At 44.6% G+C, this 23,166-nt stretch carries 25 protein-coding genes; 12 read left to right on the top strand and 13 right to left on the bottom strand.

Annotated elements, in window-relative coordinates:
* The first annotated feature begins 6 nt into the window (after positions 1-6).
* Positions 7-1,011 (top strand): LacI family DNA-binding transcriptional regulator, encoded by a 1,005-nt coding sequence (locus MKX59_RS26235; RefSeq protein WP_076295740.1) that lies wholly within the window; start codon positions 7-9, stop codon positions 1,009-1,011.
* A 93-nt stretch (positions 1,012-1,104) separates the two neighbouring features.
* Here the strand turns inward: MKX59_RS26235 and MKX59_RS26240 are convergent, their stop codons facing one another.
* From MKX59_RS26240 to MKX59_RS26265, 6 genes are all read right to left on the bottom strand, one after another.
* Entirely contained in the window at positions 1,105-1,782 is a 678-nt protein-coding gene (locus MKX59_RS26240) for a hypothetical protein (RefSeq protein WP_340859409.1), read from the bottom strand.
* 94 nt (positions 1,783-1,876) lie between these two features.
* On the bottom strand, positions 1,877-3,097 hold the full coding sequence (locus tag MKX59_RS26245; protein ID WP_340859410.1) for a stalk domain-containing protein: 1,221 nt from the start codon (positions 3,095-3,097) through the stop codon (positions 1,877-1,879).
* 335 nt (positions 3,098-3,432) lie between these two features.
* Complete coding sequence (locus MKX59_RS26250; RefSeq protein ID WP_209940820.1) at positions 3,433-3,918, bottom strand: CcdC protein domain-containing protein; 486 nt, start codon at positions 3,916-3,918, stop codon at positions 3,433-3,435.
* A gap of 40 nt (positions 3,919-3,958) precedes the next feature.
* The gene (locus MKX59_RS26255; protein WP_209940819.1) at positions 3,959-4,726 is read right to left on the bottom strand and encodes an ABC-2 transporter permease; all 768 of its coding nucleotides are present in this window, start codon (positions 4,724-4,726) and stop codon (positions 3,959-3,961) included.
* Entirely contained in the window at positions 4,723-5,436 is a 714-nt protein-coding gene (locus MKX59_RS26260) for an ABC transporter ATP-binding protein (protein WP_023986611.1), read from the bottom strand. The genes MKX59_RS26255 and MKX59_RS26260 overlap by 4 nt, the downstream gene beginning before the upstream one ends.
* Positions 5,433-5,846 carry a GntR family transcriptional regulator gene (locus MKX59_RS26265; protein WP_023986610.1) on the bottom strand — a complete coding sequence of 138 codons (414 nt, stop codon included), beginning with the start codon at positions 5,844-5,846 and terminating at the stop codon, positions 5,433-5,435. Before MKX59_RS26265 ends, MKX59_RS26260 begins: the two co-directional genes overlap by 4 nt.
* A 212-nt stretch (positions 5,847-6,058) precedes the next feature.
* Here MKX59_RS26265 and MKX59_RS26270 point away from each other — a divergent pair, with 212 nt between their 5' ends.
* Positions 6,059-6,604, top strand: a complete 546-nt coding sequence (locus MKX59_RS26270; RefSeq protein WP_160788852.1) for a hypothetical protein — start codon at positions 6,059-6,061, stop codon at positions 6,602-6,604.
* 260 nt (positions 6,605-6,864) lie between these two features.
* Positions 6,865-7,410, top strand: coding sequence for a GNAT family N-acetyltransferase (locus MKX59_RS26275; protein WP_028541950.1), 546 nt, complete (start codon positions 6,865-6,867; stop codon positions 7,408-7,410).
* Between the two features lie 51 nt (positions 7,411-7,461).
* Here MKX59_RS26275 and MKX59_RS26280 read toward each other — a convergent pair whose 3' ends face one another.
* Positions 7,462-7,794, bottom strand: coding sequence for a hypothetical protein (locus MKX59_RS26280; protein ID WP_013308359.1), 333 nt, complete (start codon positions 7,792-7,794; stop codon positions 7,462-7,464).
* Between the two features lie 187 nt (positions 7,795-7,981).
* Here MKX59_RS26280 and MKX59_RS26285 point away from each other — a divergent pair, with 187 nt between their 5' ends.
* Positions 7,982-8,800, top strand: coding sequence for an alpha/beta fold hydrolase (locus tag MKX59_RS26285; protein ID WP_075153571.1), 819 nt, complete (start codon positions 7,982-7,984; stop codon positions 8,798-8,800).
* 109 nt (positions 8,801-8,909) lie between these two features.
* Here MKX59_RS26285 and MKX59_RS26290 read toward each other — a convergent pair whose 3' ends face one another.
* From MKX59_RS26290 to MKX59_RS26300, 3 genes are all read right to left on the bottom strand, one after another.
* Positions 8,910-9,125, bottom strand: coding sequence for a cold-shock protein (locus MKX59_RS26290; protein ID WP_013308357.1), 216 nt, complete (start codon positions 9,123-9,125; stop codon positions 8,910-8,912).
* Positions 9,126-9,256: 131 nt separating this feature from the next.
* Positions 9,257-9,457: a cold-shock protein gene (locus MKX59_RS26295; RefSeq protein WP_007428290.1), complete on the bottom strand. Its 201-nt coding sequence runs from the start codon at positions 9,455-9,457 to the stop codon at positions 9,257-9,259.
* A gap of 386 nt (positions 9,458-9,843) precedes the next feature.
* Positions 9,844-12,279, bottom strand: coding sequence for a LamG-like jellyroll fold domain-containing protein (locus MKX59_RS26300; RefSeq protein ID WP_076295737.1), 2,436 nt, complete (start codon positions 12,277-12,279; stop codon positions 9,844-9,846).
* A gap of 429 nt (positions 12,280-12,708) precedes the next feature.
* On the opposite strand from MKX59_RS26300, the gene MKX59_RS26305 reads away from it, so the two are divergent.
* The 7 genes from MKX59_RS26305 (at position 12,709) to MKX59_RS26335 (ending at position 19,303) form a co-directional block, all read left to right on the top strand.
* Positions 12,709-13,053, top strand: coding sequence for a DUF805 domain-containing protein (locus MKX59_RS26305; RefSeq protein ID WP_023986605.1), 345 nt, complete (start codon positions 12,709-12,711; stop codon positions 13,051-13,053).
* A 153-nt stretch (positions 13,054-13,206) separates the two neighbouring features.
* On the top strand, positions 13,207-14,802 hold the full coding sequence (locus tag MKX59_RS26310; protein WP_076295736.1) for a spore germination protein: 1,596 nt from the start codon (positions 13,207-13,209) through the stop codon (positions 14,800-14,802).
* A 36-nt stretch (positions 14,803-14,838) separates the two neighbouring features.
* Positions 14,839-16,044, top strand: coding sequence for a Ger(x)C family spore germination protein (locus tag MKX59_RS26315; RefSeq protein ID WP_023986603.1), 1,206 nt, complete (start codon positions 14,839-14,841; stop codon positions 16,042-16,044).
* A gap of 74 nt (positions 16,045-16,118) precedes the next feature.
* Entirely contained in the window at positions 16,119-16,370 is a 252-nt protein-coding gene (locus MKX59_RS26320) for a hypothetical protein (protein ID WP_023986602.1), read from the top strand.
* A gap of 15 nt (positions 16,371-16,385) precedes the next feature.
* Positions 16,386-17,537: a GerAB/ArcD/ProY family transporter gene (locus MKX59_RS26325; RefSeq protein WP_023986601.1), complete on the top strand. Its 1,152-nt coding sequence runs from the start codon at positions 16,386-16,388 to the stop codon at positions 17,535-17,537.
* Positions 17,509-18,648: a GerAB/ArcD/ProY family transporter gene (locus MKX59_RS26330; RefSeq protein ID WP_308457640.1), complete on the top strand. Its 1,140-nt coding sequence runs from the start codon at positions 17,509-17,511 to the stop codon at positions 18,646-18,648. The genes MKX59_RS26325 and MKX59_RS26330 overlap by 29 nt, the downstream gene beginning before the upstream one ends.
* A gap of 256 nt (positions 18,649-18,904) precedes the next feature.
* Positions 18,905-19,303 carry a hypothetical protein gene (locus tag MKX59_RS26335; RefSeq protein WP_023986599.1) on the top strand — a complete coding sequence of 133 codons (399 nt, stop codon included), beginning with the start codon at positions 18,905-18,907 and terminating at the stop codon, positions 19,301-19,303.
* A gap of 127 nt (positions 19,304-19,430) precedes the next feature.
* Here MKX59_RS26335 and pyk read toward each other — a convergent pair whose 3' ends face one another.
* Positions 19,431-20,846 (bottom strand): pyruvate kinase, encoded by a 1,416-nt coding sequence (pyk, locus tag MKX59_RS26340; protein WP_023986598.1) that lies wholly within the window; start codon positions 20,844-20,846, stop codon positions 19,431-19,433.
* A 179-nt stretch (positions 20,847-21,025) separates the two neighbouring features.
* Between pyk and MKX59_RS26345 the strand changes: the two genes are divergently transcribed.
* Positions 21,026-21,814, top strand: coding sequence for a helix-turn-helix domain-containing protein (locus MKX59_RS26345; RefSeq protein WP_023986597.1), 789 nt, complete (start codon positions 21,026-21,028; stop codon positions 21,812-21,814).
* A gap of 98 nt (positions 21,815-21,912) precedes the next feature.
* Here MKX59_RS26345 and MKX59_RS26350 read toward each other — a convergent pair whose 3' ends face one another.
* Entirely contained in the window at positions 21,913-22,317 is a 405-nt protein-coding gene (locus tag MKX59_RS26350; protein WP_023986596.1) for a hypothetical protein, read from the bottom strand.
* A gap of 103 nt (positions 22,318-22,420) precedes the next feature.
* Positions 22,421-23,008, bottom strand: a complete 588-nt coding sequence (locus tag MKX59_RS26355) for a hypothetical protein (protein WP_028541942.1) — start codon at positions 23,006-23,008, stop codon at positions 22,421-22,423.
* Between the last annotated feature and the right edge of the window lie 158 nt (positions 23,009-23,166).

Here is a 23,166-nt window from a genome sequence, read left to right on the forward strand (position 1 = left end):
GACGATGTGGTCAGCATTAAAGATATCGCCAAACAGGCGGGCGTTTCCATATCTACCGTTTCATATGCCTTGAATGGTAGCGATAAGGTAACAGAAGAAACTTGCGCACGTATTTTAGCGATTGCCAAAGAGCTTAACTATGTGCCCAATGCCGCCGCACGTAATCTCAAGAAAAGGCAGACCAAAATTATTGGCGTTTTCCTGACTGATTTTCGTGGAGACGTTTATGGAGATTTACTGTACGGCATCAAGGAAATTTTGAACCGCAAGGGTTATGATCTCATCGTATGCAGCGGTAAGCAATCTCACCGAATGCTGCCGGAACGCATGATCGACGGCGCCATTGTGCTGGATCAGACGTTTGAAAGTCAGGAGCTACTGAACTATGCCGAGCGAGGACATAAAATTGTCGTATTGGACCGTGAACTGAATCATCCTAACATTAACCAGGTGCTGCTGGATAACAAAGCGGGCGCCGCTCTCGCAATCGAACATTTATTGGAATTGGGACACCGTAAGCTATATGTGGTTACCGGACCAGAAGGTTCTTACGATTCATGGCAACGGATGCAGGCGGTCAAGCAGACCATTGAGCGTAGCGGCGTCGCTGAAATGATCGAAATTGACGGCGATTTTGAGAAATCGGGTGGCGAACAGGCGGCTGAAATCATTTTGCGGCAACAAGATGGCCCGGGTTCGGAACCTGTAGCCGTATTTTGTCTCAATGATGAAATGGCAGTGGGCTTTTACAATCGAATGGCTCAATCAGAACTGACAATTGGCAAGGATATTCATATCGTCGGCTTTGATAATATCGAGCTGGCGCAATATATTCAGCCCCGTCTGACAACGATTGACTATTCCAAACGTAAATGGGGCGCTGTAGCTGCCGAACAAGTTCTCAAAATCATTGCCGGGGAAGACGTGGAGCATGAACGTTTATACGTTACGCTTGTCCAAAGAGAATCGGCAGGCGCAGCATTCATCACCCAAGATCAACAGAATCTGTGATGAACAACGCAGAAGTAACCCGCTCGCCAGCCTCAAAAAAAGAACTTCCATAGTCCCAGAACACGGGTTGGAAGTTCTTTTAGTTATACTTTTTTAACCTAACAAATCCTCAATTAAATTCGTCAACGACCGTAAGGGATTGTCAATCATTTCCCCCGTCTCCAGCTCCACCTGTAACGCAGCATCAACCATAGACAACTGTGCTACAACCAGCTCTCTGCTTGGATCAGCCTCCCTTAGCTCATACAGCGAACGAACCAGCAATTCCTTATACTCGTCTTCACGTCCCTGCATAATCAGTTCAAAAGCGTCCTCCACCACCTTAACCTCTATCCAAGAAGAGATATCTGGTTTGCCTAACAGAGCAGCCGTATGATAAAGACGCTTCATCGTTCCCTCTACAGTAGCCGGATTCGTGAATACCAAGGTCCGTGGCAGCAAATCATCGCATATCTCATGAAAAAAGGGCTCATCCAGCGCAATTACTGGTGTAGACATGGTCAATTGAGCCTTTTCTGCCAAAACGATATAATTCGTGCACGTTATCAAAATAACGTCTATGTCGCTTTGGGCAATCCAGCTTAGTTGCTCTTCTACCTTGCGACTGGCATCGTCCGCAGAAAAATGCGGGTCTGACGAGATCCGGCGCATAAGCCCAGGGTCCACAAAATGTATCAGCTCCACCTCATAAGAAGCAAAAGCTCGTTCCACATAGGCTATGTTCGAGTGATGTGCATGCAGGCAGCCCACACGCTGCTTCAAGCCTTCCATCGTTCAACCCCCTGTTATATGTTTGCATCATTTTAACAGGAACAGGACGGTTGGGAAAGCGTGCCAATCAGGCCATATCCCAAACTCACTTTTTTTAAAACTTACCGTTTGTATTTTTCCACTCTGTTTTAGCTGGAACCTCCTGAACTACGTCCCAATGTTCTCCTACCTTACCGTTCTCTACCCGGAACAGATCATAGACAGCGGCTGAAGTTCCCTTAGATGATGTCAATTCACTCAGAACCAGCACGAAGTTGCCTTCTCCAATAACCATGTGAACCTGACCATATCCAAAAGAAGCTCCTTGGCTTCCCGCTGCGGAAAATGCTTGCTTCAAATTGGATACACCGTCACCAAAAAGAGGGTTATGCTGGATGTAATGATCACCGTTATAGTAGCTTTCCAGTGCGGCGCGGTTCTTGCCAACCAGGATATCATCCACAAACTTGCGGATTAACATTTTGTTCGTCTCAGTTTGGTTGAGATCCGTGATCTGTGTTGTTCCGTCAATCATTGTACGTCCGCTTGGATTAGCTGGAGCCGAGTCCTGAATATTGTCCCAATGCTCAACAATTTTACCATTGCTATCGAAGCGGAAAATATCAAAAACAATGCTCGTTTTTCCTGCAATGGACTCTTTATAATGAACCGCTACATAATTGCCATCCTGAATTACACGTTGGATTTCAACCTGTACATTGGCTCCCTTCGACTGGCTAATCCCTTGCAGCAACGCATCTCTTCCGCTGGCAAAGCTCAGATTGTGCTGAATGTACTGATCTTTGCTGATCCAGGTCTCGGCCGCTTTCGTATCTCCGGTTTCAAAGCTTTTCACGATTTCAACGACCTTATCCTTATTACTCACCCCGATTTGCACCGTTTGGCTGGCCGGGTCCCAAATCACTTGCTTGCCCCATGCTTCTTTGACGACATCAACCGGTACATAAGTTACCCCTTGTTTGGTCAATAGGGTCGAGGTGGATAGCGGTACCTTAATCCCGTTGATTTGCGCTTCCGGACTGCCTGACACCAGTACAACCGTCGCCTGATCATATCGGATAGTCGTGCTTTGTCGCGCCGTATTGAACGTAATATGCTTGGCATCCATTGGAATTCCCAAACTGGAGGCCAATTGTCTCAAGGGAATTAAGACCTGCTTATTTCTCACGATAGGAGCAATTTTGTAAGCCTCCTTCTTGCCATCTACCCAAACCTGAATACCCGTAGTAGGTTTTACCTCGGCTGCTAAAGCCGGTACAGCAGAAGACAGAACAAGCAAACCAGCGAGTGCAGCAGTAACCGTATGTTTTTTCATGAATGTGAACCCCTCTCAACCTATAAAATAAAATATGGAAGACAATTTTCTTTTATGTAACTTATATAGTTACACCTAATCGCAAAAAGCAACTTTTCCCCGCCTATCTAACTTTAAACCCCATTTAAATCTTTTGAAACCTCAATAACCCTCCTTTCAAAAATTTATAATTGTACTGCTACAATGCAAGCCACAAGCCTTAGAATAAAGGATATGGGGAGCAATAACAATGTGTGATAACTTGCTAATTGCCGAAACTCAAAAAAAGCGGCTCCTATCACCAAGCGAATAAACGCTTTTTGAATAGTAAGCCGCTGTTAACCCCATTGCTATTGTTATACGGATAACGTTCTCCGAAACTTGATAAAGCTCCCGATTCGCCAGATTGAGATATACACCAGCGCCATCGTAATCGCCAGCATACTAACTTCAGACGTACCCAGACTACTGAGGTACTGGGTCAAAACAACGCGAATCAAGATAATAGCGATAATAATATATTTAAAATATTGGTTCGGCTTGGGATAAATAAGACCGTCATCCCGTCTTTCATACGCCGTATGCAGCAAAATAACATAGCCAAACAGAGCCCCTAATAGCCCGGCAACCAGCAGTTCCCAAAAGGCGGGGGGCGCGTACGTTTGGCCGGGAATATGCATTAATTGGTACACAGATATCATCATAAGCGGGAACGCGATAAACAAGGGGAGCAGAATCCGGATTCCGTTTCCTTTTACCGGCCCCCCTCGTCTTTTGGTTCTCAACCAGATCATCAGCCCCACCAAAACAGCCAACAATGCATATATAAATATCGTCGTCATGGTGAAACTCCTTCCTCATAGATCCTATAGATACGCTAGCCTAAATCGACAGTTTTTTCTCCAGTAGATAAGCGCTCAAGCGGATTAATACATATGCAGCAACCCAACTGATCAGCACCGCAATCGGGAAATGCCAGGTAAAAGAAAACCATTGTCCTGTTTGAACATGGTCAAACTGCTCATAAAGCCCCTGATCGCCTGACCAATAAAAGACACTCCCGCCACCCATCAAAAGAATCCAGAGTATCGGGCTAATCGGCCGCAAGGTGCTGTATTTGGTACTGGCCGTCAGCAGACCCAGCGCAATAACCAACGGTGTGAAGGCGATAATCATCACAAACCAGTTCAATCCAGCTATAATAAAGGACGCTGCATCCGCAAACGTATAAGGCTGGATGGTGGATGAGATGAACAGCGCGTACAGAGAACCTACCACAAACAGGGACAAGGTCACGACCACGGCTTGTAAAATAGCAGCAATCCATTTGGCGCTAATCAGCCACATACGCGGATAGGGCAGAGTCAGCCACCATCCGTAGGTGTCATTCTCCCATTCTCTTCTCAGACTTCCCGCACCCATGAAAATGATCATGTACGGCAAACCCAGGGTGACATACCACAGCCTTGTCAATTCGAGTTGGTTATGAAGCGCGAAATACAAGGAAATAACGAACGCCGCAATTAGAAATAATGAGAAATACACAAGTCTCCACGATCTCGGTAGTCGATTGCGGCTCTGCTTTCTCCAGCTTCCTTTATTTCGAAATTCATGGCGTATCAAATCTTTGAACAGCCCTGATGAATTCACGCCTTCCACTCCTTTTTGTACAAATTGCGGAACACCTGATTCAGCGAGCCATGCTCTGCACGCAGATCATCCGAATCACCAGACCATATGACCCGTCCGCGGTCCATCATGACCGTGTAGTCAAACAAGCCTTCCACTTCCTGAATATCATGCGTGCTAATGAGTATAGACTGCTGGCGACCCTCCAAATAATCAATAATCCCGGCCACGATCGCTTCTCTGGAGAGGACATCAATGCCCGCAAACGGTTCATCCAGGATCATGAGCGGAACCTCACGCGCCAGACATAAAATCAGTAGCACACGTGCCTCCTGTCCGCGACTCAACCCGGCCATTTTCAACTCCAACTCTACGTCCATATGATCAGCAAGTTTATAGGCATCTTTTATATTGAAGCCAGGCAAAAAGGATTCCCCCCACTCCAGTGTCTGCTGCACCGTATGATTAGGGTACCAGCGAGCCCGGTCAGGCAGATAGGATATGCCACGATTGGTTTCCCAACCTGGCTTTTGCCCCAATACCTGAAGCTCGCCCCCATCCGGCCGAATTAATCCGGTGATTGCTCGAAAGAAGCTGGACTTCCCACAGCCATTGGGTCCAAGCACCCCTACAATGCGTCCCGCCGGAATGACGACATCCAAGTGGTCCAGCGCTTTTTTACTTTCATATTGCTTCGTCAGATGACTCGCAACCACAATAGATTCCGTCATGCCCCTTCGCCTCCTCCCTCGTCATTTCCGTCCTGTTTGCTTCGTATATACTGCTGTACATCTTCCCACGATAACCCCAGGCTGCTCATCTGTCCGAGAAACTGATCTATATACGTTATAGCCAATTGTTCCCTAAAGCTGGCAATCCGTTCACTGGACGAAGTAACATAAGTGCCTAACCCGCGCCGCTTCTCAGTCAATCCGTCCCGCTCCAGCTCCTGATACGCCCGCATCACAGTATTCGGATTCATGCGTAGTTCCTGCGCCAGATCACGAACAGATGGCATTTTGCTTCCCATTTCGATCTCCCCTTTAGCAATGGAGCTTCGTACTTGATTTAATATTTGCTCATATAATGGCTGGCTGAAGTCAATTAAAAACCGGAACGAGCCAACCCGTTGTTCTTCCATGGGTGTTTCCCCCTAATCGGCTGCATCTATCGTGCCTGTAGTGTATTATATCACTTAATACACGTAATACAAGTACCATCTTACTAAAATGTTAGTCATGCTTCCAAATTTCATTCAGTAAATGCTCAGCTTGCACTCAGATAGCATTCAAGTTGATGCCTTATGATGTATCACGTACCAAACAAACCATAACCGAAAGGTGGAAAATGAAGATGAAGAGCACCAAGAAAGCAATTTTGGCCGGAACGATGGCCTTGGCATTTTTAGGAGGCGGTGCACTATACTCCACAAGCGCAGCCCATGCTGCTTCAACTACACCTGAGAAGGCTCCCATTGCAGACAAAGCACAAGCACCTAAGGGTAACCCCGGAGATGCTAACGGCCCTAAAATGGCAGGAGGAAACTATGCTGAGAACAAAGCTCTCCTGAAATTATTGAAATTGTCCTCCAGTCAGTTGGATACACAGTTGAAAGCAGGTAAATCCCTTGCTACAATCGCCAAAGCACAAGGTGTGAGCGTAAATTCCGTTATTGATGTGATGGTTTCAGATATGAAAGCGAAACTGGCTACGGAAAAACAAAACGGCAAGATTACAGCAACTGAATATAACCAACGTGTCTCTAATCTAAAAAAAATGATGACAGATATGGTGAATGGCGTAAAACCCTCCAAACCACCAGTAGATGGCGGTAAAGCGGATGCAGGTAAAGCTCCTGCTCAAGGTGATGCAGCCAAGGCTCCTGCTAAGCAGAAATAGCTACAGCTCCCGTTTTCCAAGAAGCCGTAGCTCAATAAGTCGCATTCATAAGAACCATTTGTTAATCTGGCACATCCACCCATGTATAATAAATCTCAATCCGGCTTCCCTGTACGGATTGAGAAATCAATAAGCTTGTCCCCTGCTGCTGATACAACAGGAGGGGACAAGCTTATTTGTCATGTAAACAAGATAATATGTGGTAGACTAACATGATCCAGAGGTCATTTTTCACTAAAATTCATAATAAGGAGAATGTAATGAAAATAAATAAACAGGAATTTGAGATACGAGGAATGAGCTATACGATCAGATCTGCCATGATTCAAGATGCGAAGAATTTGTCTGAAATCCGTTTGCTGATTGATGGAGAGACTGAAAATTTAGACAGAGAGAAGGGAGAAGCGTTTATAAGTACATCCGGTTTTGAACAGCTCATTGAATCAGATACAGAGAATAACAGAAACCTATTTTTAGTTGCGGTAGTTCATGATAAAATCGTCGGCTTTTCAAGATGTGAGGGCCATGTTCTGAGCAGATTCTCTCATAAAGTTGAATTTGGCGTATGCGTACTAAAGGATTTTTGGGGTTATGGGATCGGGACGAATCTTTTAAAAAAATCTATTTCTTGGGCTGACTCCAATGGCATCAAGAAAATAACTCTACAAGTTTTGGAAACGAATGATAAAGCCATTGAGCTCTATAAAAAACATGGATTTGAGATCGAAGGGTTATTAAAAAACGATAAGGTTCTTTCAGATGGAAAATACTACAACACCATAATCATGGGGAGATTTCATAAATAAAAAAAGACCCTGTTCAACAGGATCTTTCATCTTTGTATCGCCACACATCCCCTAGTAGCGATAATCATCATAAGGATTGCGATTACGATACTGATCACGCGGCTGCTGGGCTGCGGTAATCATCAAAAATATGCCTGAGATCAAATGCATCAACCAGCCCACAATCGGAATCCATCCAATAACCGAGGTCACGATCCCTAAAATAGATCCATAATAAGACTCTCTATTCGTCACCGATAGCACCAACGTAACAATGTGGAAAATCAGCATAAAGAACAATATAGTATACGCGGAATTTACGACGAGCAGCCCGCCCAAAACGGGAATAGCTAAAAACAGCTCCAATCCGCCTGTAATCCATTTTAATGTTTTTGATGGTGTCATTGTTCCACTCTCCCGATGCTGTTTCATTCCATAATTATATCCCATCCCTATCTAGGATGACATACATTTTTTAACATAATATATGCTTATATCGTGACAGTCTCATCCCTTTTTCGAATGAGCTAAGCCCTGGCTACATATATGTGAGAGAGAATGAAATTTCGTGATTTCTAAAGGGGTGAACACGATGGGATATTATATTGAGGTGGAACGCGGCGTGAAGCTGTATGTCGAGGATATTGGAGAAGGCATCCCTGTTCTGATGGTTCACGGCTGGCCGCTGGATCACCGAATGTACGAATATCAGGCCGCCTTGTTGCCTGCTTACGGGTATCGCTGTATTCAGGTTGATCTTAGGGGGTTCGGCAAGTCTGATCGACCATGGTATGGATACAATTATGATCGATTGGCGGACGATCTGCTGGCTGTTATGCAGGCGCTTCAGTTAAACCAGGTACGGCTGATCGGTTTTTCGATGGGGGGAGCTGTGGTCACACGCTACATGAGCAGGCACCGGGGATTTGGCGTCAATCAGTTGATCTTGATCGGAGCAGCTACGCCCCGATTCACCCCAACCAGCGACTTCCCTTACGGTACTCCTGTCACAGAGGTAGATAAACTCATCAAACAAGCCTATACAGATCGTCCACAACTGGTAACTTCTTTTGGCGAGATGTTGTTTGCGAATCCCGTTAGCCAGAGCTTACGCGATTGGTTACGTGATCAGGGTTTCGCGGCTACAGTTCATAGCATGGCTTGTACTTTGTATTCACTGCGTGACTCTGATTTGCGCGCTGACCTACCATGTATACACGTGCCTACTTGGATTCTACACGGCAAGCTGGATCGGGTCTGTCCTTTCCCCCTGGCTGTCCAAACTCAAAAAGGAATTGCCGGATCAAAGCTTATTCCTTTCGAACGAAGCGGGCACGGTGTATTTTACGAAGCGCTACCCGAATTTAATTCTATCTTACTGAGCATACTAGCCCCATCCTCCACACCATAATTGAAAACCTGTTCATTCTTATGTATAATTCATATTTATAAAAAACAAAAAAGACGCCTCAGCGCCGTTAATGGCTATGGGGCATCTTTCACTACAAACATTTATCCGTTTAGGATTGTTTGGTATGATTAAAGCTCGTATTATTTAAAACAGCCAGCTTTTTCTCGCCCTTCACCATGGCAGAACCGCAAATGGGGCATGTCGGCTCGACAGAAAAAGCGAAGTTATCCCGCATCCAGCCGTTACATGTATCGCTGGCGCAATTCCAGACAGTTGTAATTTCCTCAGGAATCTCATCCATTGGCTTTTTCCGTGAATTGTACATAAACATCCCTCTTTCTTCATGATTTATAAAGCGATAAGATGTAATCAGTTCAAAAACGGTCTTGTGAACAGATAAAAACAAATGCCCCAAACGCTATGTTCGGGGCATCTGAAGTAGGCTGTAATTTTAAATTACAGTTTTACAACGTTCTCAGCTTGTGGTCCACGGTTTCCTTCAACTACGTTGAATTCTACGCGTTGGCCTTCGTCCAAAGATTTGAAACCTTCGCCTTGGATTGCGGAGAAATGTACGAATACGTCGCTTCCACCTTCAACCTCGATGAAACCGAAACCTTTTTCTGCGTTAAACCATTTAACTGTACCTGTTTGCATGGAATTACCTCCAAAATGTATTTATATGACCTTTATTTTTGACAAATAAAAATTCACATATTGCACAAGGTTATTTCAACCTAAAACAATAACCCTCTACAATATGTGAATCTCAGGTCACAATTTCAATATACTCATATTACCATAAGTGTATTGAAAACGCAAGCACTGGTGAATTTAATTTATGCAGAGTGCTTATGTCTTCTATTGCTGCTTCAAAGCTGTGTTCATTCGGCGGGAGTGAGTCATTAACGCCTACTTAAAACATTATATCCGCAGTTGCTTCCTATTATACCAGCAATCAAGAAATAAATATACAAAACATTGTGCAGGAGACGAACTTCTTACTAAAAGCTCATCTCCTGCGTTTATTTGCTCATTTTGAATTACAATTCTGCCAGTGCTTTAATTTCCTCTGCTGTCAGCGCTTTGTTATACATTTGAACTTCATCCAGGCTGCCATTGAAGTAAGCATCGGCGGCAAAGCGGCTTTTGCCGAGATAAGCCTCACTCGTCAGCAACTCATTGGGATTAAAGGTAATGCTGTCATTAACGGCTACTTCCTCACCATTTACATACAGCTTTCCTGTATTCCCTTCCAGTGTAACCGCTACATGCGTCCACTGGTTTAGAGGTAATGATGATTTGGAAAGCAAGCTTTGATCCGTACCCTCATGGATTGTAAACTGGAGCACACCGTTTCCTTGGGAAGGGGTAAGAAACATATGCCGGGCTTGGCCGTTGCCGAAGTCAAAAATCCGTTGCCAAGCTGCACCGCCCTTCCAGTTCACCCAAGCGGAAAAGGTAAAATCCTTCGCATCTGTTACTGTATTTGGTAGTTGCACGTAACCATCCTTACCGTTTAGGACAAGCGCACCGCCAAGCTTCCCGTCTTTATCCCATGCAGCACCACCATAGGTCTTACCATCGAATTGATTGTATGTGCTGTCGACAACCGAAGTTCCTTGATCTTCACTCCACGAATAGCGTGCGAGCTGAGGACCTCGGGCCTGCCCGGGAACAATGGCTGTAAAGTTTTTCTTAGCTGTGGCTTTGTCCTTTTTGATGGTCGCTGTCAATGTAACTGTTACAGGCTGAGAGCCGGCTTCTGGACGGTATACTTCACCTGTCACAGAAATATTCTCCGGGTGGGTGGATTCCCATGAAATAGTGGTATCTTGTGCTGCTTGAGTAGGTAGCGTCAGATTATAAAGAACATTGCTCGTATCGCCCAGGCTCAGATCCTTCTGCACAGCAGCTACAATTTTGCTGGCCTTCAGGTCAGGCTTTAGCGAACCCCATACCGCAACACCCTTGGAGGACAACGCGGTAAAAGCAAGCGTCTTGGCACCTGTGTCTGGATCACGGTGCCGCAGGAATACACCTTTGTACTTCGTGCCCTCTGCTGTAATTTCCAGCTGATTGCCTGCCCCCAACTTCCATGTACCGTTCACTCCACCAGACAGCTTGCCGCCACTATCCAGACTGACGTTAACGGCTTGCTTAATATTTGCCGAAATTTCCTTCCCGTGATTTACATACGAATATTGACCGAGGACATCCTTTTCTGACAGCTTTTTCAGTGAATCTTCATCTCCCGAATAACGATAAGGAGCAACCACAGGCCAACCGTCAGCGTTCATGAACATTTCATGTACCCGCACTTCAAACTGTTCGCCTCTCCCCGGGAAACGGGAATGGAAAATGACAAAATGCTTTTTCGTCTTGGGATCATAATAAGCCGAGTTGTGTCCGGGTGACACATAACCTGCACCCAGTCCAGTACCCGGATCACCAATTTCTCTTGGAATCAGGTAATTACCTATCAGTTTGACACCGTATGGTTCAATGGAAGCGTCATCAAAAAGTGGTTTATCAGGATTCGCCTTGACCTTGATCATATCATTGCCTTCAGCATCGTAGAAAGGACCATCCGGTGTTTTGGACCGAGCCACCCGCAAGTTGTATCCGCCATCCGCTGACAATCCACCATAGGACAGGAACAAGTAATAGTAGTCCGTTTGCGGACTGTATTGTATGTACGGCCCTTCCATACGAGCATGATTACCGCCTGTCAGCTTTTTACCGTAGCCTTGACCAGGGAGCGGCTTCCCTGTTTTTTCATCCATCTGCATAATGAAGATGCCTCCTGAGTAAGAGCCATATACCATCCACAACTTGCCGTTTTTATCATAAAAGGTGTCCGGGTCTACGGCATTTGGATGCTTGGTTGCGTCATAGATCGTCCCATCCTCACTCGGTTGGTCCCACATGCCGGATTTTAGAAAAATGCCTTTATTCTTATAAGGCCCTTCAATTTTATCAGCAACTGCTAGGCCCATTGCTGAACGCGGTGAGTCACCCTTGCAAGCGTTATAATACATATAGAACCTGCCATCTGCCAGTTGAATGACATCAGCTGCCCACAGGGTGTCTGTCTGTGCCCAATCCAGTGCTTCCTTTAATTCTTCTTTGACGTTGGGAATCAATGCATTACCATTCGCCACTCCTGTAGCAATCGTATCCCAATTCATGAGGTCTTTGGACTTGGCAGCCGCCAGATGTGAGCCGAAAATGTAAAATGTGTCTTTCACTTTCAGGATGGATGGATCATGTACGGAAGTCTCCTTGAAAGAGACAGCCTTTTTACTTTGAATTGAAAAGTTTTCTAGGTCTTGAGCTTGAAGGGAAGTTTGCCCCACATTTTGAATTCCATCTGTATCTGAATTGAGTGTTTGCTCGGCGCCTACCAAAGAAGCAGGCAACAACAGTGCACCTGCCAGTGAAGCTGCCGTTACTTTACGAACAAATGATTGCTTCATAAATCAATCTCCTCTCGTTTTGAACATCCCTGATAACATAAAAAAATATTGAGAAAGCGGTCAGGATTATGTTTGTATTAACTTCTTCAGCCTCGAATTTAATGTTGCTCATCCCTCCTATTCATCATTAAAGCGCTTTCACTTGATTTGAAAATAAAAGCACCTTCTGTTAAGAAGGACGTTTCAAACCTAGCGGTTAACCGTACCTCTATATTATTCAATGGATATGGAAAATTCAATATGTAATTTTATATTTTTATAAATTATTCATCGAATTATTAACATTAATAAATGTATTGCGTAAATTTCTAGTTTAAAGTTATAATTTTACAAGTAAAATTTTATATGTTTCCTGCCGATATACCTAAAAGGACAATTTTACGGATACTGTAAAGAACCGTTTAGATTTTATAAGGAGGTGAAAAATATATGCAATGGTATTTAAATGCATTAAAAAACTATGTAGGATTCCAAGGTAGAGCAAGACGTACAGAGTATTGGATGTTTATCCTATTTAGTGTAATCGTTAGCTTTGTAATCAGTCTGATCGATAGTCTTGTTGGCTTATCACCGATATTGACTTACATTTATTCTTTGGCTGTCCTGCTGCCATCCTTGGCCGTCCTGGCCCGTAGACTGCATGATACAGGCAGAAGCGGATGGTGGATTCTAATCGCTCTGATTCCTCTGGTAGGGTCAATTATTTTGATTGTATTCACATGCCAAGACAGTCAGCCTGGCGACAATAAGTATGGGAAAAACCCTAAATTGTAATGGTTGTAGATGTCTAAAACCTCTTTCACTTTTGTGAAGGAGGTTTTTTTCATATCTGTATCTCCCCCATCGAAATTTCAGCAGTAAGTTTATCTGGAGACCCCTGCGTCCATACTGGATTAAAAAGTATCCTCAAAGAGAGGGAGAACGTTCATGCGTTTTCGGAAAAGAACCCCCCCTAACAAAGTTAAAAAGCCGCCAGTCCAGCACAGCGAAAGTAAGTCTGAGCATTCAGGAGAGCAGCTCAGTGCGAATATCGGAAGCAATCTTCAGCAAATCAGACAAGCACTCGGTAACAGCACTGACATCATCATAAGAGAAGTTCGTATCGGCAAAGATGGTGACCAGCTCATTGCAATTCTCTATACGGACGGTTTGGCGGACAAAAATATAGTCTCCGACTTCATTATGGAATCGATGATGCTGGATAGTAGCTTGTCCAGAGACGTAGAGTGCAGGCTCCAGAACTCCTCTAGTGTCATGCAAGTATTGAAAGATTATGCCCTAACCATTGGAAGCATCCGGGAGATTATCGACTTTGAAACCTTATATAACGCGCTGTTGTCCGGGGATGCTGTCATTTTGATTGACGGTGAGACACAGGGAATAGTAGCCAGCGCACGTGGATGGAAGGATCGCGGTGTCACCGAGCCTGCCTCGGAAAATGTCGTCCGTGGGCCGCGGGAAGGATTTTCTGAGACACTGCGCACGAATACGGCATTGATTCGGCGTAAGATTAAAGATCCGAATTTGTGGCTGGAAACCAAACAAATCGGTCGTGTAACCCAGACCGAAGTCGCTGTCATGTATATCAAAGGGATCGTGAACCCTAAATTGGTCGAGGAAGTGCATGAGCGATTGAATCGCATTGATGTAGACGGCATTCTCGAAAGCGGTTATATCGAGGAGTTAATCCAGGACGAAACTTTCACCCCTTTTCCAACAGTATATAACTCCGAACGTCCAGACGTCATCGCCGCCGAGCTGTTGGAAGGAAAAATCGCGATCCTGGTGGATGGGACCCCGTTTGTGCTTGTCGTACCTGCGCTGTTTGTTTCCTTCCTGCATGCGGCGGAGGATTATTATCAGCGTGCGGACATCAGCAGCTTCATCCGGGTTCTTCGTTACACCGGAGTTTTTATCTCCCTGTTAGGTCCGTCCCTATATATTGCCATCACTACGTTTCATCAGGAAATGCTGCCGACCTCACTGCTGATCGGTCTGGCAGCACAGCGGGAGGCCGTTCCCTTCCCCGCCTTTATCGAAGCACTCATGATGGAATTAACTTTTGAAATATTGCGGGAAGCTGGAGTTCGTATGCCGAAGTACATCGGGGCAGCCGTCTCTATCGTAGGCACACTCGTCATCGGGCAAGCTGCCGTCGAGGCGGGCATCATATCTGCAGCAATGGTTATTGTCGTATCGATTACGGCGATTTCAAGCTTTGTTCTCCCTGCCTATAATATGTCCATCGCTTTTCGTATGCTGCGGTTCCCCTTGATGGGACTTGCCGCTTCCTTTGGGCTGTTCGGGATTATCGTTGGAGGCATTGCCCTGGTCCTGCATATGTGCAGCCTTCGTTCGTTCGGTGTTCCCTATATGACTCCTTTTGCACCTCTAATACCGACGGACACCAAAGACACCATATTTCGGTTTCCTCACTGGATGATGACTTCACGTCCACGGTTAGTCGATCAGAAGAATGTCAAACGTCGAAACAGCGCTCCACCTCGCAAATCAAGGGAATAAAAGAAAAGAGAAACAGTCGGAAAGGAGTGGATAATCATGAAGCGGAAGATAGCGATTCTGTGCCTGATTCTTGCACTCGTTTTACTTCTGACGGGCTGTTGGAATCGCAGGGAGTTGAATGAACTTGCCATCGCCGTTGGTATGGGGATTGATAAACAAGGAGATCAATTCCGGGTCTCTCTCCAAGTGGTGGATCCTGGAAAAGCATCGGCCAAAAAAGGAGCAGGCGGTGGTGCTCCAGCCACCTTGTATACAGAAGAAGCGGATACCATATTTGAAGCGATCCGAAAAATAACAACGATTAGCCCCCGGAGAATGTATTTTTCTCATCTGCGTATATGTGTAATCGGTGAATCGATGGCCACCGAAGGAATGGCGAAATCTTTAGATTTACTCTCCAGATATCATCAATTCCGCACTGATTTTTATATTGTAGTGTCCAAGGGCACTAGTGCGGAGGATACGTTAAAAATTATGACACCTTTAGATCCGATTCCCGCAAACGACCTTTTCTCCTCTCTGGAAACATCACAAAAAAACTGGTCACCCAGTACGACAGTAACTTTGGATGAATTGGTATCAGCACTCACCAGTGAAGGAATGCAGCCTGTCTTGACAGGACTCCGAATCGTTGGCAATAAAGAAACGGGAGAAACAAGCGGCAATGTGCAAGAGATCGCCCCATCCGCCCGATTACAGTATTCCGGACTTGCTGTATTTAGAAAAGATCGATTAATCGGGTGGTTAAATGAAACTGAAAGTAGAGGCTACAATTTCATCCGCGGCAAAGTGCAGAGCTCTGTCGGCTTTGTAGCTTGCCCCAGAGGCGGCAAAGTCGTTTCGGAAATCATTCGTACCCAAACAACTATAAAAGGGAACGTTTATAGGGGGGAGCCCCAGGTCAATATAAAAATGCAGGTTGAGGCCAACGTGGGAGAAGTCGAGTGTAATGACCTGGATCTGACCCAGGTGGGGACGATTTATGACATTGAGAAGAAAGAGGAAGAAAAGATAGAAGAGATTATGAAAATGGCTGTCAGAAAAGCTCAAAAATCATACAAAGCTGACATTTTCGGATTCGGTGAAGCCATTCACCGCGCTGACCCGAGAACCTGGAAATCCATTAAAAAAAATTGGGATTATGAGCACTTTGCAGAATTACCCGTAAATATCAAGGTCAATTTCAAGATTCGGCGCTTGGGCACGATTGGCAGCTCATTTTTGAATGATATTAAGGAGTAAATCCCTTGTCAGATACGGCGGGGGATCTGGCTCCTGTATAGAACCTTACCCTACAAAAGAAGGTGTTTCCCAAGATGCTATCTCATATGGTGAAAGTTCTGGGCATATTACTAACCGCTGCTGCAATCAGCTTGATCGAGGTCCCCTACATGTGGAAAAAGGGGTTAAAAAAAGAGCTTTGGTTATTCTCCATCCTTCTCCTTTTTGCCGTCGGAATTTGCTGCGCCAAGGCATTAAACTGGCTTATTCCAACTCCTCTGGATTGGATAACAGCGGTATATAGACCTTTCAGTGATTTCCTGACCCATATCGGTCTAATAAAATAAGACGAGGTGAAATAGGTGCCCGCACAGATCAAAATCTCAGCACGCCAAATTATGATATTAACGGCTCTATTTACGATCGGGAGTGCAATCCTCATCATTCCTTCAGGCATGGCGTTGGTAGCCAAACAAGATGCGTGGATTGCCGCGCTCGTCGGGGTCGGGGCCGGGCTCCTTGTCTTGTATTTGTACAGCAAGATTGCAGCTCTGTATCCAGAGATGACTCTGATTGGGATTATGGAAACCCTGCTCGGAAAATGGTTAGGCAAAGCCGTCGGTCTTCTGTTTTTCACCACACTTTTCATCAATGCTCCCGCTCCCGTTTTATTTTATTTAGGGAATTTTATGACTACTCAAATGATACCAGAAACACCAATTCTAGCGGTAAATATCCTTTTTGCGCTTATTATATTGTTGGCTGTTCGGCTGGGCCTGGAAGTGCTGGTCCGTTCTGCCGAACTGATGTTTCCGTTATTTACTCTTCTTTATATTTCTTTTACAGGTTTAGTGGTGTCCAATATTAAATTAGAAAACATTCAACCTGTATTAGAGGCGGGATTGGGACCTATTTGGCCTGCTGCCCTGTCCTTTGTTAGCACTGTGTTTATACCTCATATTATTCTGCTCATGATCTTCCCGGCTTCTGTAAATCGTTCCGATCAAACCCGTAAAGCTTTTTTCATAGGCAGCCTAATTGGCGGATTAATGTTGGTCGTGGTGGTTGCACTGGCAGTTTTTGTATTAGGTCCTGATTTAACGGCAAGAAATATTTATCCTAGCTATGCGTTAGCCAAAAAAATTAACATCGGCAATTTTTTACAGCGTATCGAAGCAATTATGGCTACCATGTGGTTTATTTCACTCTTTTTCAGAATCACGCTGTACATGCACACTACTGTGACAGCAATAGCCCAAATCTTTCGTTTGAAAAACGACCGGCAACTGGTGCTTCCTCTCGGGATGATTTTAGTCATCATGTCCGTCATCGTGTATCCCAATGTCCCATATCAACAAATCTATGATACAAAGACGTGGGTTCCTTATTCACTATCAATCGGGTTGTTTCTTCCCTTACTGCTGCTCAGTATACATGCCCTGAAAAGGTTGGGGACAAAGAAGAATAACAAGCCGGATGATAAACGTGAAGATAGAGGTGAAGATGGTGCCTAAGCAAGTTAAAATCTCCACACGGCAATTGTTGATCTTAACGATATTATTTACAATCGGCACTGCAATCCTCGTCATCCCTTCCGTTATGGCCGCCACTGCTAAACAGGATGCATGGATCGCAGCACTCGTCGGAGTGGGCTCCGGGCTGCTGTTGATATGGCTGTACAACACGATTACCATCCTGTATCCACAGATGACCCTGATTGAAATCATGGAGACCCTTTTGGGCAAGTGGTTGGGGAAGTCTGTTGCTCTGCTGTTTATGGTTATGTTTTTTCTGGGGGGTCCTGCTGCGGTGTTGTATGATTCGGGGAATTTTTTGACTACTCAAATGATGCCGGAAACGCCGATGCAAGCGGTCAACATCCTCTTTGCGCTCATTGTATTGATGGGCGTGCGCCTGGGACTGGAAACGGTAGCCCGTTCTGCTGAACTATTGTTTCCCTTGTTCATTTTGCTGTATACAGCTTTTGTCATTTTAGTCGTATCCAATATCAAACTGGAGAACGCCCAACCGATGCTGGAGAAGGGAGGCGGACCCGTTTGGTCTGCCGCCTTGTCCTTTATTAGTATTGCGTTTCTGACCCATATTGTTTTTCTAATGATTTTTCCGTTTGTCGATCAGCCCGATCAAGCGCGCAGGGCTTTTTTAACAGGGGGACTGATTGGCGGGTTGATTCTGGTTGTGGTCATTGTATTGGCCGTTTTGGTTTTCGGCCATGAATTAACAGCAAGAAGTATGTATCCGAGCTATTCATTAGCCCAAAAAATAAACATTGGAAATTTTCTTCAGCGTATTGAAGCGATCATGGCCGCTATGTGGTTTATTTCGCTCTTTTTCAGGCTGGCTCTGTATATGCAATCGATTATGATAGCCATTAGCCAAATCTTTAATCTAAAAGATGATCGTCCGCTGATCTTCCCTATCGGAATGATCCTGATCGTCATGTCGGTGATCATATACCCAAATGTCCCATACCAGCAATCCTGGGATGCAAAAATATGGACACCTTTTTCCTTATCTATGGGCCTTTTTCTGCCTCTGCTGCTGCTCTGTATGCATGGGATACGAAAAATCTGGTCAAAGAAAAAAATAGGGACCGAAGGATAGATCACATCCATCGTACGAGCCCTCCTACGAGCATCGATGAAATTTTTTTGCTGTTACCTGTTTACATCCTCCTCTTTTAGTTTATTTTAAACGAGTATTAAGCTGGCGCTAAGATTGGGTGTGTATGATGTATATTAGAATCTGGTAATTACATAAAGCCGGATCGGCTAAAGGCATAAACATTACTCCCGTTGGATATCCATATAAGGCTCCACCCTGGCAGAAATTGAATGAAACACAAAGGAGATTTACACTTATGAATCGAAAACGAATTATGGTCATTTGTACACTGTTGCTGGCGTTATCTATTGGGCAGTCTTCTACTTGGGGAAGTCGGGCTAATGCTGCTACACTGGCTCCAGAGAGAGCCCCTCAGGTACAGGATAATGAAGCTTCCAAGGATGATGAACTTTTGAAAACACTGGGCGCATCCTCGGATGAGCAATTGTATGATGCGTTATATAACGGTCAAACCTTGGCAGATATTGCACAATCCAATAAACAGGACGCACAGGCTGTTGTTGATTTACAGGTAGCTCAGTTAACGGAGCAGTTGGATCAACGACTGGCCAATAAGAGCATTACGCCTGAGCAATACGAAGCCCATAAGGCAGAATTGACACAGGTCGTTGCTAAAAGTGTGTTCGGGCTGTAAGCAGTGACACACTTGGCCCGCTTTACGCCGTAGTCCATGACCCCTCAGAGGTGCTTCCGAATTCATGTCAAAAAGGCGCTCCCCGATGGGATGAGCGCCTTTTGGCTTGTCTATATTTTGTTTTAACTTACACTTGATATACTCGGATCAAGTTCGTAGTACCTGCCTCAGCGACTGGAACACCTGCCGACAGAACTACAGTATCCCCTTTATGGATATAACCTGCATTCAGCGCGTTACGGATGGAGGATTCGAACATTTCATCCGTTGTAGCTACTTTATCCCCTTTGATCGGGAACACACCGGATAACAGGCAAATTTTAGCGAATACCGTGTTATTCGGAGTAACCGCAATAATAGGTGCCTTCGGACGATATTTGGATACCATACGTGCCGTGAATCCGCTGGCAGTCGACGTAATAATCGCTTTCGCATCCAGTTCCAGGGACGAACTCACCGCTCCCTGACTAATCACTTCCGTAATGTTGGTGCTTTGACGTGCTCTGCGCTTATCGAACTGCTCCTGATAATCGAATTGTGATTCTGCTCTGGCAGCTACAGCGGCCATGGTCCGTACAGACTCGACAGGATATTTACCTGCAGCAGATTCGCCCGACAGCATAACAACATCGGCTCCTTGCATAACAGCATTAAACACGTCACTAACTTCGGCTCTCGTCGGACGTGGGTTCACCTGCATGGATTCCAGCATGTGGGTAGCTACGATAACGGGCTTGCCGACCAGATTACACTTGTCTATCATTTCTTTTTGCATCACAGGCACATCTTGAATCGGCACTTCGACGCCCAGATCGCCACGGGCTACCATAATGCCATCGGAAGCTTCGATAATATCATCCAGGTTTTCCATGCCTTCAGCATTTTCGATTTTGGAATAAATTTGTACATGCTCAGCATGATGTCCCTTCAAAATCTCACGGATTTCACGGATATCGTCGCCTTTACGCACAAAAGAAGCCGCAATAAGCTCAACGCGCTGCTCCACCCCAAATTGGATGTGCCTCACATCTCGCTCCGTCACGCCTGGAAGGGTTGTATGAATCCCTGGCAGGTTTACACCTTTTCTCGGCTTCAAAATACCGCCGCTTACAATATTACAAATCATTTCCGTACCCTCGATGGAGGTTACAGTCAGATCAACCAAACCGTCGTCAATGAGAATGCGGTCGCCTGGTTTGATGTCCTTCGGCATATCCGGGTAATTCACTGAAATACGATGCTCGTCCCCTAGAATCTCTTCTGTGGTCAGAATGAGCTGGCTACCTGGTTTCAACAGACAAGATGCCTCTCTCAGCTTGCCAATCCGTATTTCTGGTCCTTTAATATCCATCATGACAGGTATAAAGGTATTCATTTCCTTCGCAGCCTGCCGCACATTTTCGATACGTTTAACGTGATCTTCCAGTTCACCGTGAGCCATATTCAAGCGGGCTACAGTCATACCAGCCTGAATCATTTCTTTTAACAAATGAATGGAGTCACAGGCAGGTCCCATAGTACAAATAATTTTCGTTTTAAGCATAGTAATGTCATCCTCCTGAATGTCTTTACTGTATGGTTTTCTATTCCACTTTGCTTCTCTATCTACATTAAACTTATATGGCTCTATTCTACCTGTACCCGTGCACCAAGACTATGAACTATAGTATGATGAATGTACTACAGTATAATGAATATTGAAGACATCGGGGAGTGAGTTTCGTGATTACATTGGTGGATATACGGCAGGACAACGGTGTGGACTGGTATGAAAAGGCTAGTGCAAATAGCGACAACGATGACTTACTGTTCATTTTGGTCACCTTTGGCAAATGTGTATATTGGGTGAACGATTGCAAATTCATTCTCGGTAAGGGTGAAACACTGCTTTTACCCGGTCATCTGGATTACTATGGCAAGAGCATTCCTACGCTTTTTCATACCAAGTATGTGATACATTGTCGCAAAACATGTACGAACAGCACACTTCCCATACTGAATACTGACAAGCCGTTGTTGATCAAACCTGGATGCTACGATATGCTGCATGAACGGATCAAATCGATGTACTTTCAATGGACTGAACACCCTAGCTACTACACCATGATGGCTGACTGTCTGCTGACCGAGGCCATGATATATATGAATCAGGAATGGGACAAAGGCGCCATTTCTTGCGATCGAGAGCGACATGTAGAACATATGAAACAGTATATCCAGAACCATTACCGGGAAAAGGTAACCAAGGAGGAGCTTGGCGACGCCATCCGTAAAACCCCCAATTATGCCGCGACGCTGCTGCGTGAGGTAACACGCCAAACGATCAGTGAGCATGTACATACACAACGTATTAAAACCGCCATCTACATGCTGACCGAGTCCCGGCTAACGATTCGTGAAATTTCGGAGTATGTGGGATATAGTGATGTTTCCTATTTTCATCGAATCTTCAAACGGTTGACAGGCTGCTCGCCGTCCGAATTTCTGGATGAACGTTCCTCAATCGTTTAGAACTACAGAAATAGGATTATGGGAAGATGATACGAAGCAATTTTAAATTTGAAGCTAGAAAAAAGAACGCTCATTTTTTCGAGCGTTCTCTGGGAAAATTAGTTTTCTTCCTCTTTTTTTTCGTAGGTGAAATTTCTTAAAATGACCTGCTTTGTTTTAGTAGTTATTTCTTCCCCCTTATTATCCAAATTTGCAACCTGATCGCTTTGAAACTTGTTTGGAACCTTAACGGGATAAAAATCTCCGTGCTCAGTTAACAGGACATGGGGTTGTTTAGATTGAGCTAGATGAGTTAGTTCTTTCTTTCTCTCTGGTGAGAGCCAGTTAGAATCATCGGTTGCCTTAGTCTCAGTTTTGGTTACACTGGTTTTAGAATCGCCGGTTACTTTAACCTCAGTTTTAATTTCATTAGCAAAAGTTTGGCTTTGAATGACGGTTATAACCCCTCCGATAAGAACAGTTAGACCTAAAACAACAACACTTGTTCTTAGTCGCTTGTTCACACGCACACACCTCCCTTCCCAAAAGATGTATTACGTATTTTAAAAAATATTAGTATTATAACGAGTTCATAAAAAAACATAATAATCGTTAAATAAAATAGTATTAAAACGTAACGTATCCATTTCCTGAAATCGTATAATCATTGAGGTTAAGTACCATTACCTGATATTGTCCAAAACCTGGAGCTTTAATTTGAAAATCCCTATTTTCATCTGTATATCTTCCATAAACGGCAAAAACCTCTCCCAGATAATTTTTGTTCACGAGCAGGTAACCTACTTCAGGGCTAGACCAAGAACTACCATCTGCCCATTGTACTACATGGAAATTCAGGATAGCTGCGTTATTAACCGAAAACTTATTAGAGTAAATAGCCCCATCGTCTCGAGAATGGTGACTAAATGACCATGCTCCCAATGACATAGGAGAAATCTTTTGATCGAGTTGAGTCTTTTCTTTTTCAACAGCAATTGATTCTATGGGTTTCGCATTTTTGATAACTTCATTATATTCTTCAGGCGTCAAACCGCTCAATAGTGAATCCGAATTAGCAATTGAAGAATATGCTGGAAAAAAAGACTGTGGGGAAGATTCTTTAGCCGATGAAGAGGAATCTGCATAGGAGCTTGCTGGGGTCAATCCGATGGCTACCAGCATGACAACTAACATAGTTACAAGAAATTTTTTCACGAATAATCGCCTCCCAAATACTAAATTTTAACAACATTTATATAATAACACACAAAATACCCATAGTGTGCATACTATTTGTAATTTTTACCTCATTGGCACAATATTTTGTCTCCTTCCAGAAGTCTGACAGATAAAAATGGACAACCATTCGGCAT

The sequence above is a fragment of the Paenibacillus sp. FSL R7-0340 genome, assembly GCF_038002205.1.
In the GTDB taxonomy this organism is placed as follows: domain Bacteria; phylum Bacillota; class Bacilli; order Paenibacillales; family Paenibacillaceae; genus Paenibacillus; species Paenibacillus polymyxa_B.

Excerpts from the sequence above, each read along its gene's own strand:
- MKX59_RS26240 (WP_340859409.1), bottom strand. The coding sequence starts at position 1,782 with ATGGAAGGCTTGAAGCAGCGTGTGGGCTGCCTGCATGCACATCACTCG.
- MKX59_RS26245 (WP_340859410.1), bottom strand. The coding sequence starts at position 3,097 with ATGAAAAAACATACGGTTACTGCTGCACTCGCTGGTTTGCTTGTTCTG.
- MKX59_RS26250 (WP_209940820.1), bottom strand. The coding sequence starts at position 3,918 with ATGACGACGATATTTATATATGCATTGTTGGCTGTTTTGGTGGGGCTG.
- MKX59_RS26260 (WP_023986611.1), bottom strand. The coding sequence starts at position 5,436 with ATGACGGAATCTATTGTGGTTGCGAGTCATCTGACGAAGCAATATGAA.
- MKX59_RS26265 (WP_023986610.1), bottom strand. The coding sequence starts at position 5,846 with ATGGAAGAACAACGGGTTGGCTCGTTCCGGTTTTTAATTGACTTCAGC.
- MKX59_RS26270 (WP_160788852.1), top strand. The coding sequence starts at position 6,059 with ATGAAGAGCACCAAGAAAGCAATTTTGGCCGGAACGATGGCCTTGGCA.
- MKX59_RS26275 (WP_028541950.1), top strand. The coding sequence starts at position 6,865 with ATGAAAATAAATAAACAGGAATTTGAGATACGAGGAATGAGCTATACG.
- MKX59_RS26280 (WP_013308359.1), bottom strand. The coding sequence starts at position 7,794 with ATGACACCATCAAAAACATTAAAATGGATTACAGGCGGATTGGAGCTG.
- MKX59_RS26285 (WP_075153571.1), top strand. The coding sequence starts at position 7,982 with ATGGGATATTATATTGAGGTGGAACGCGGCGTGAAGCTGTATGTCGAG.
- MKX59_RS26290 (WP_013308357.1), bottom strand. The coding sequence starts at position 9,125 with ATGTACAATTCACGGAAAAAGCCAATGGATGAGATTCCTGAGGAAATT.
- MKX59_RS26295 (WP_007428290.1), bottom strand. The coding sequence starts at position 9,457 with ATGCAAACAGGTACAGTTAAATGGTTTAACGCAGAAAAAGGTTTCGGT.
- MKX59_RS26300 (WP_076295737.1), bottom strand. The coding sequence starts at position 12,279 with ATGAAGCAATCATTTGTTCGTAAAGTAACGGCAGCTTCACTGGCAGGT.
- MKX59_RS26305 (WP_023986605.1), top strand. The coding sequence starts at position 12,709 with ATGCAATGGTATTTAAATGCATTAAAAAACTATGTAGGATTCCAAGGT.
- MKX59_RS26310 (WP_076295736.1), top strand. The coding sequence starts at position 13,207 with ATGCGTTTTCGGAAAAGAACCCCCCCTAACAAAGTTAAAAAGCCGCCA.
- MKX59_RS26315 (WP_023986603.1), top strand. The coding sequence starts at position 14,839 with ATGAAGCGGAAGATAGCGATTCTGTGCCTGATTCTTGCACTCGTTTTA.
- MKX59_RS26320 (WP_023986602.1), top strand. The coding sequence starts at position 16,119 with ATGCTATCTCATATGGTGAAAGTTCTGGGCATATTACTAACCGCTGCT.
- MKX59_RS26335 (WP_023986599.1), top strand. The coding sequence starts at position 18,905 with ATGAATCGAAAACGAATTATGGTCATTTGTACACTGTTGCTGGCGTTA.
- pyk (WP_023986598.1), bottom strand. The coding sequence starts at position 20,846 with ATGCTTAAAACGAAAATTATTTGTACTATGGGACCTGCCTGTGACTCC.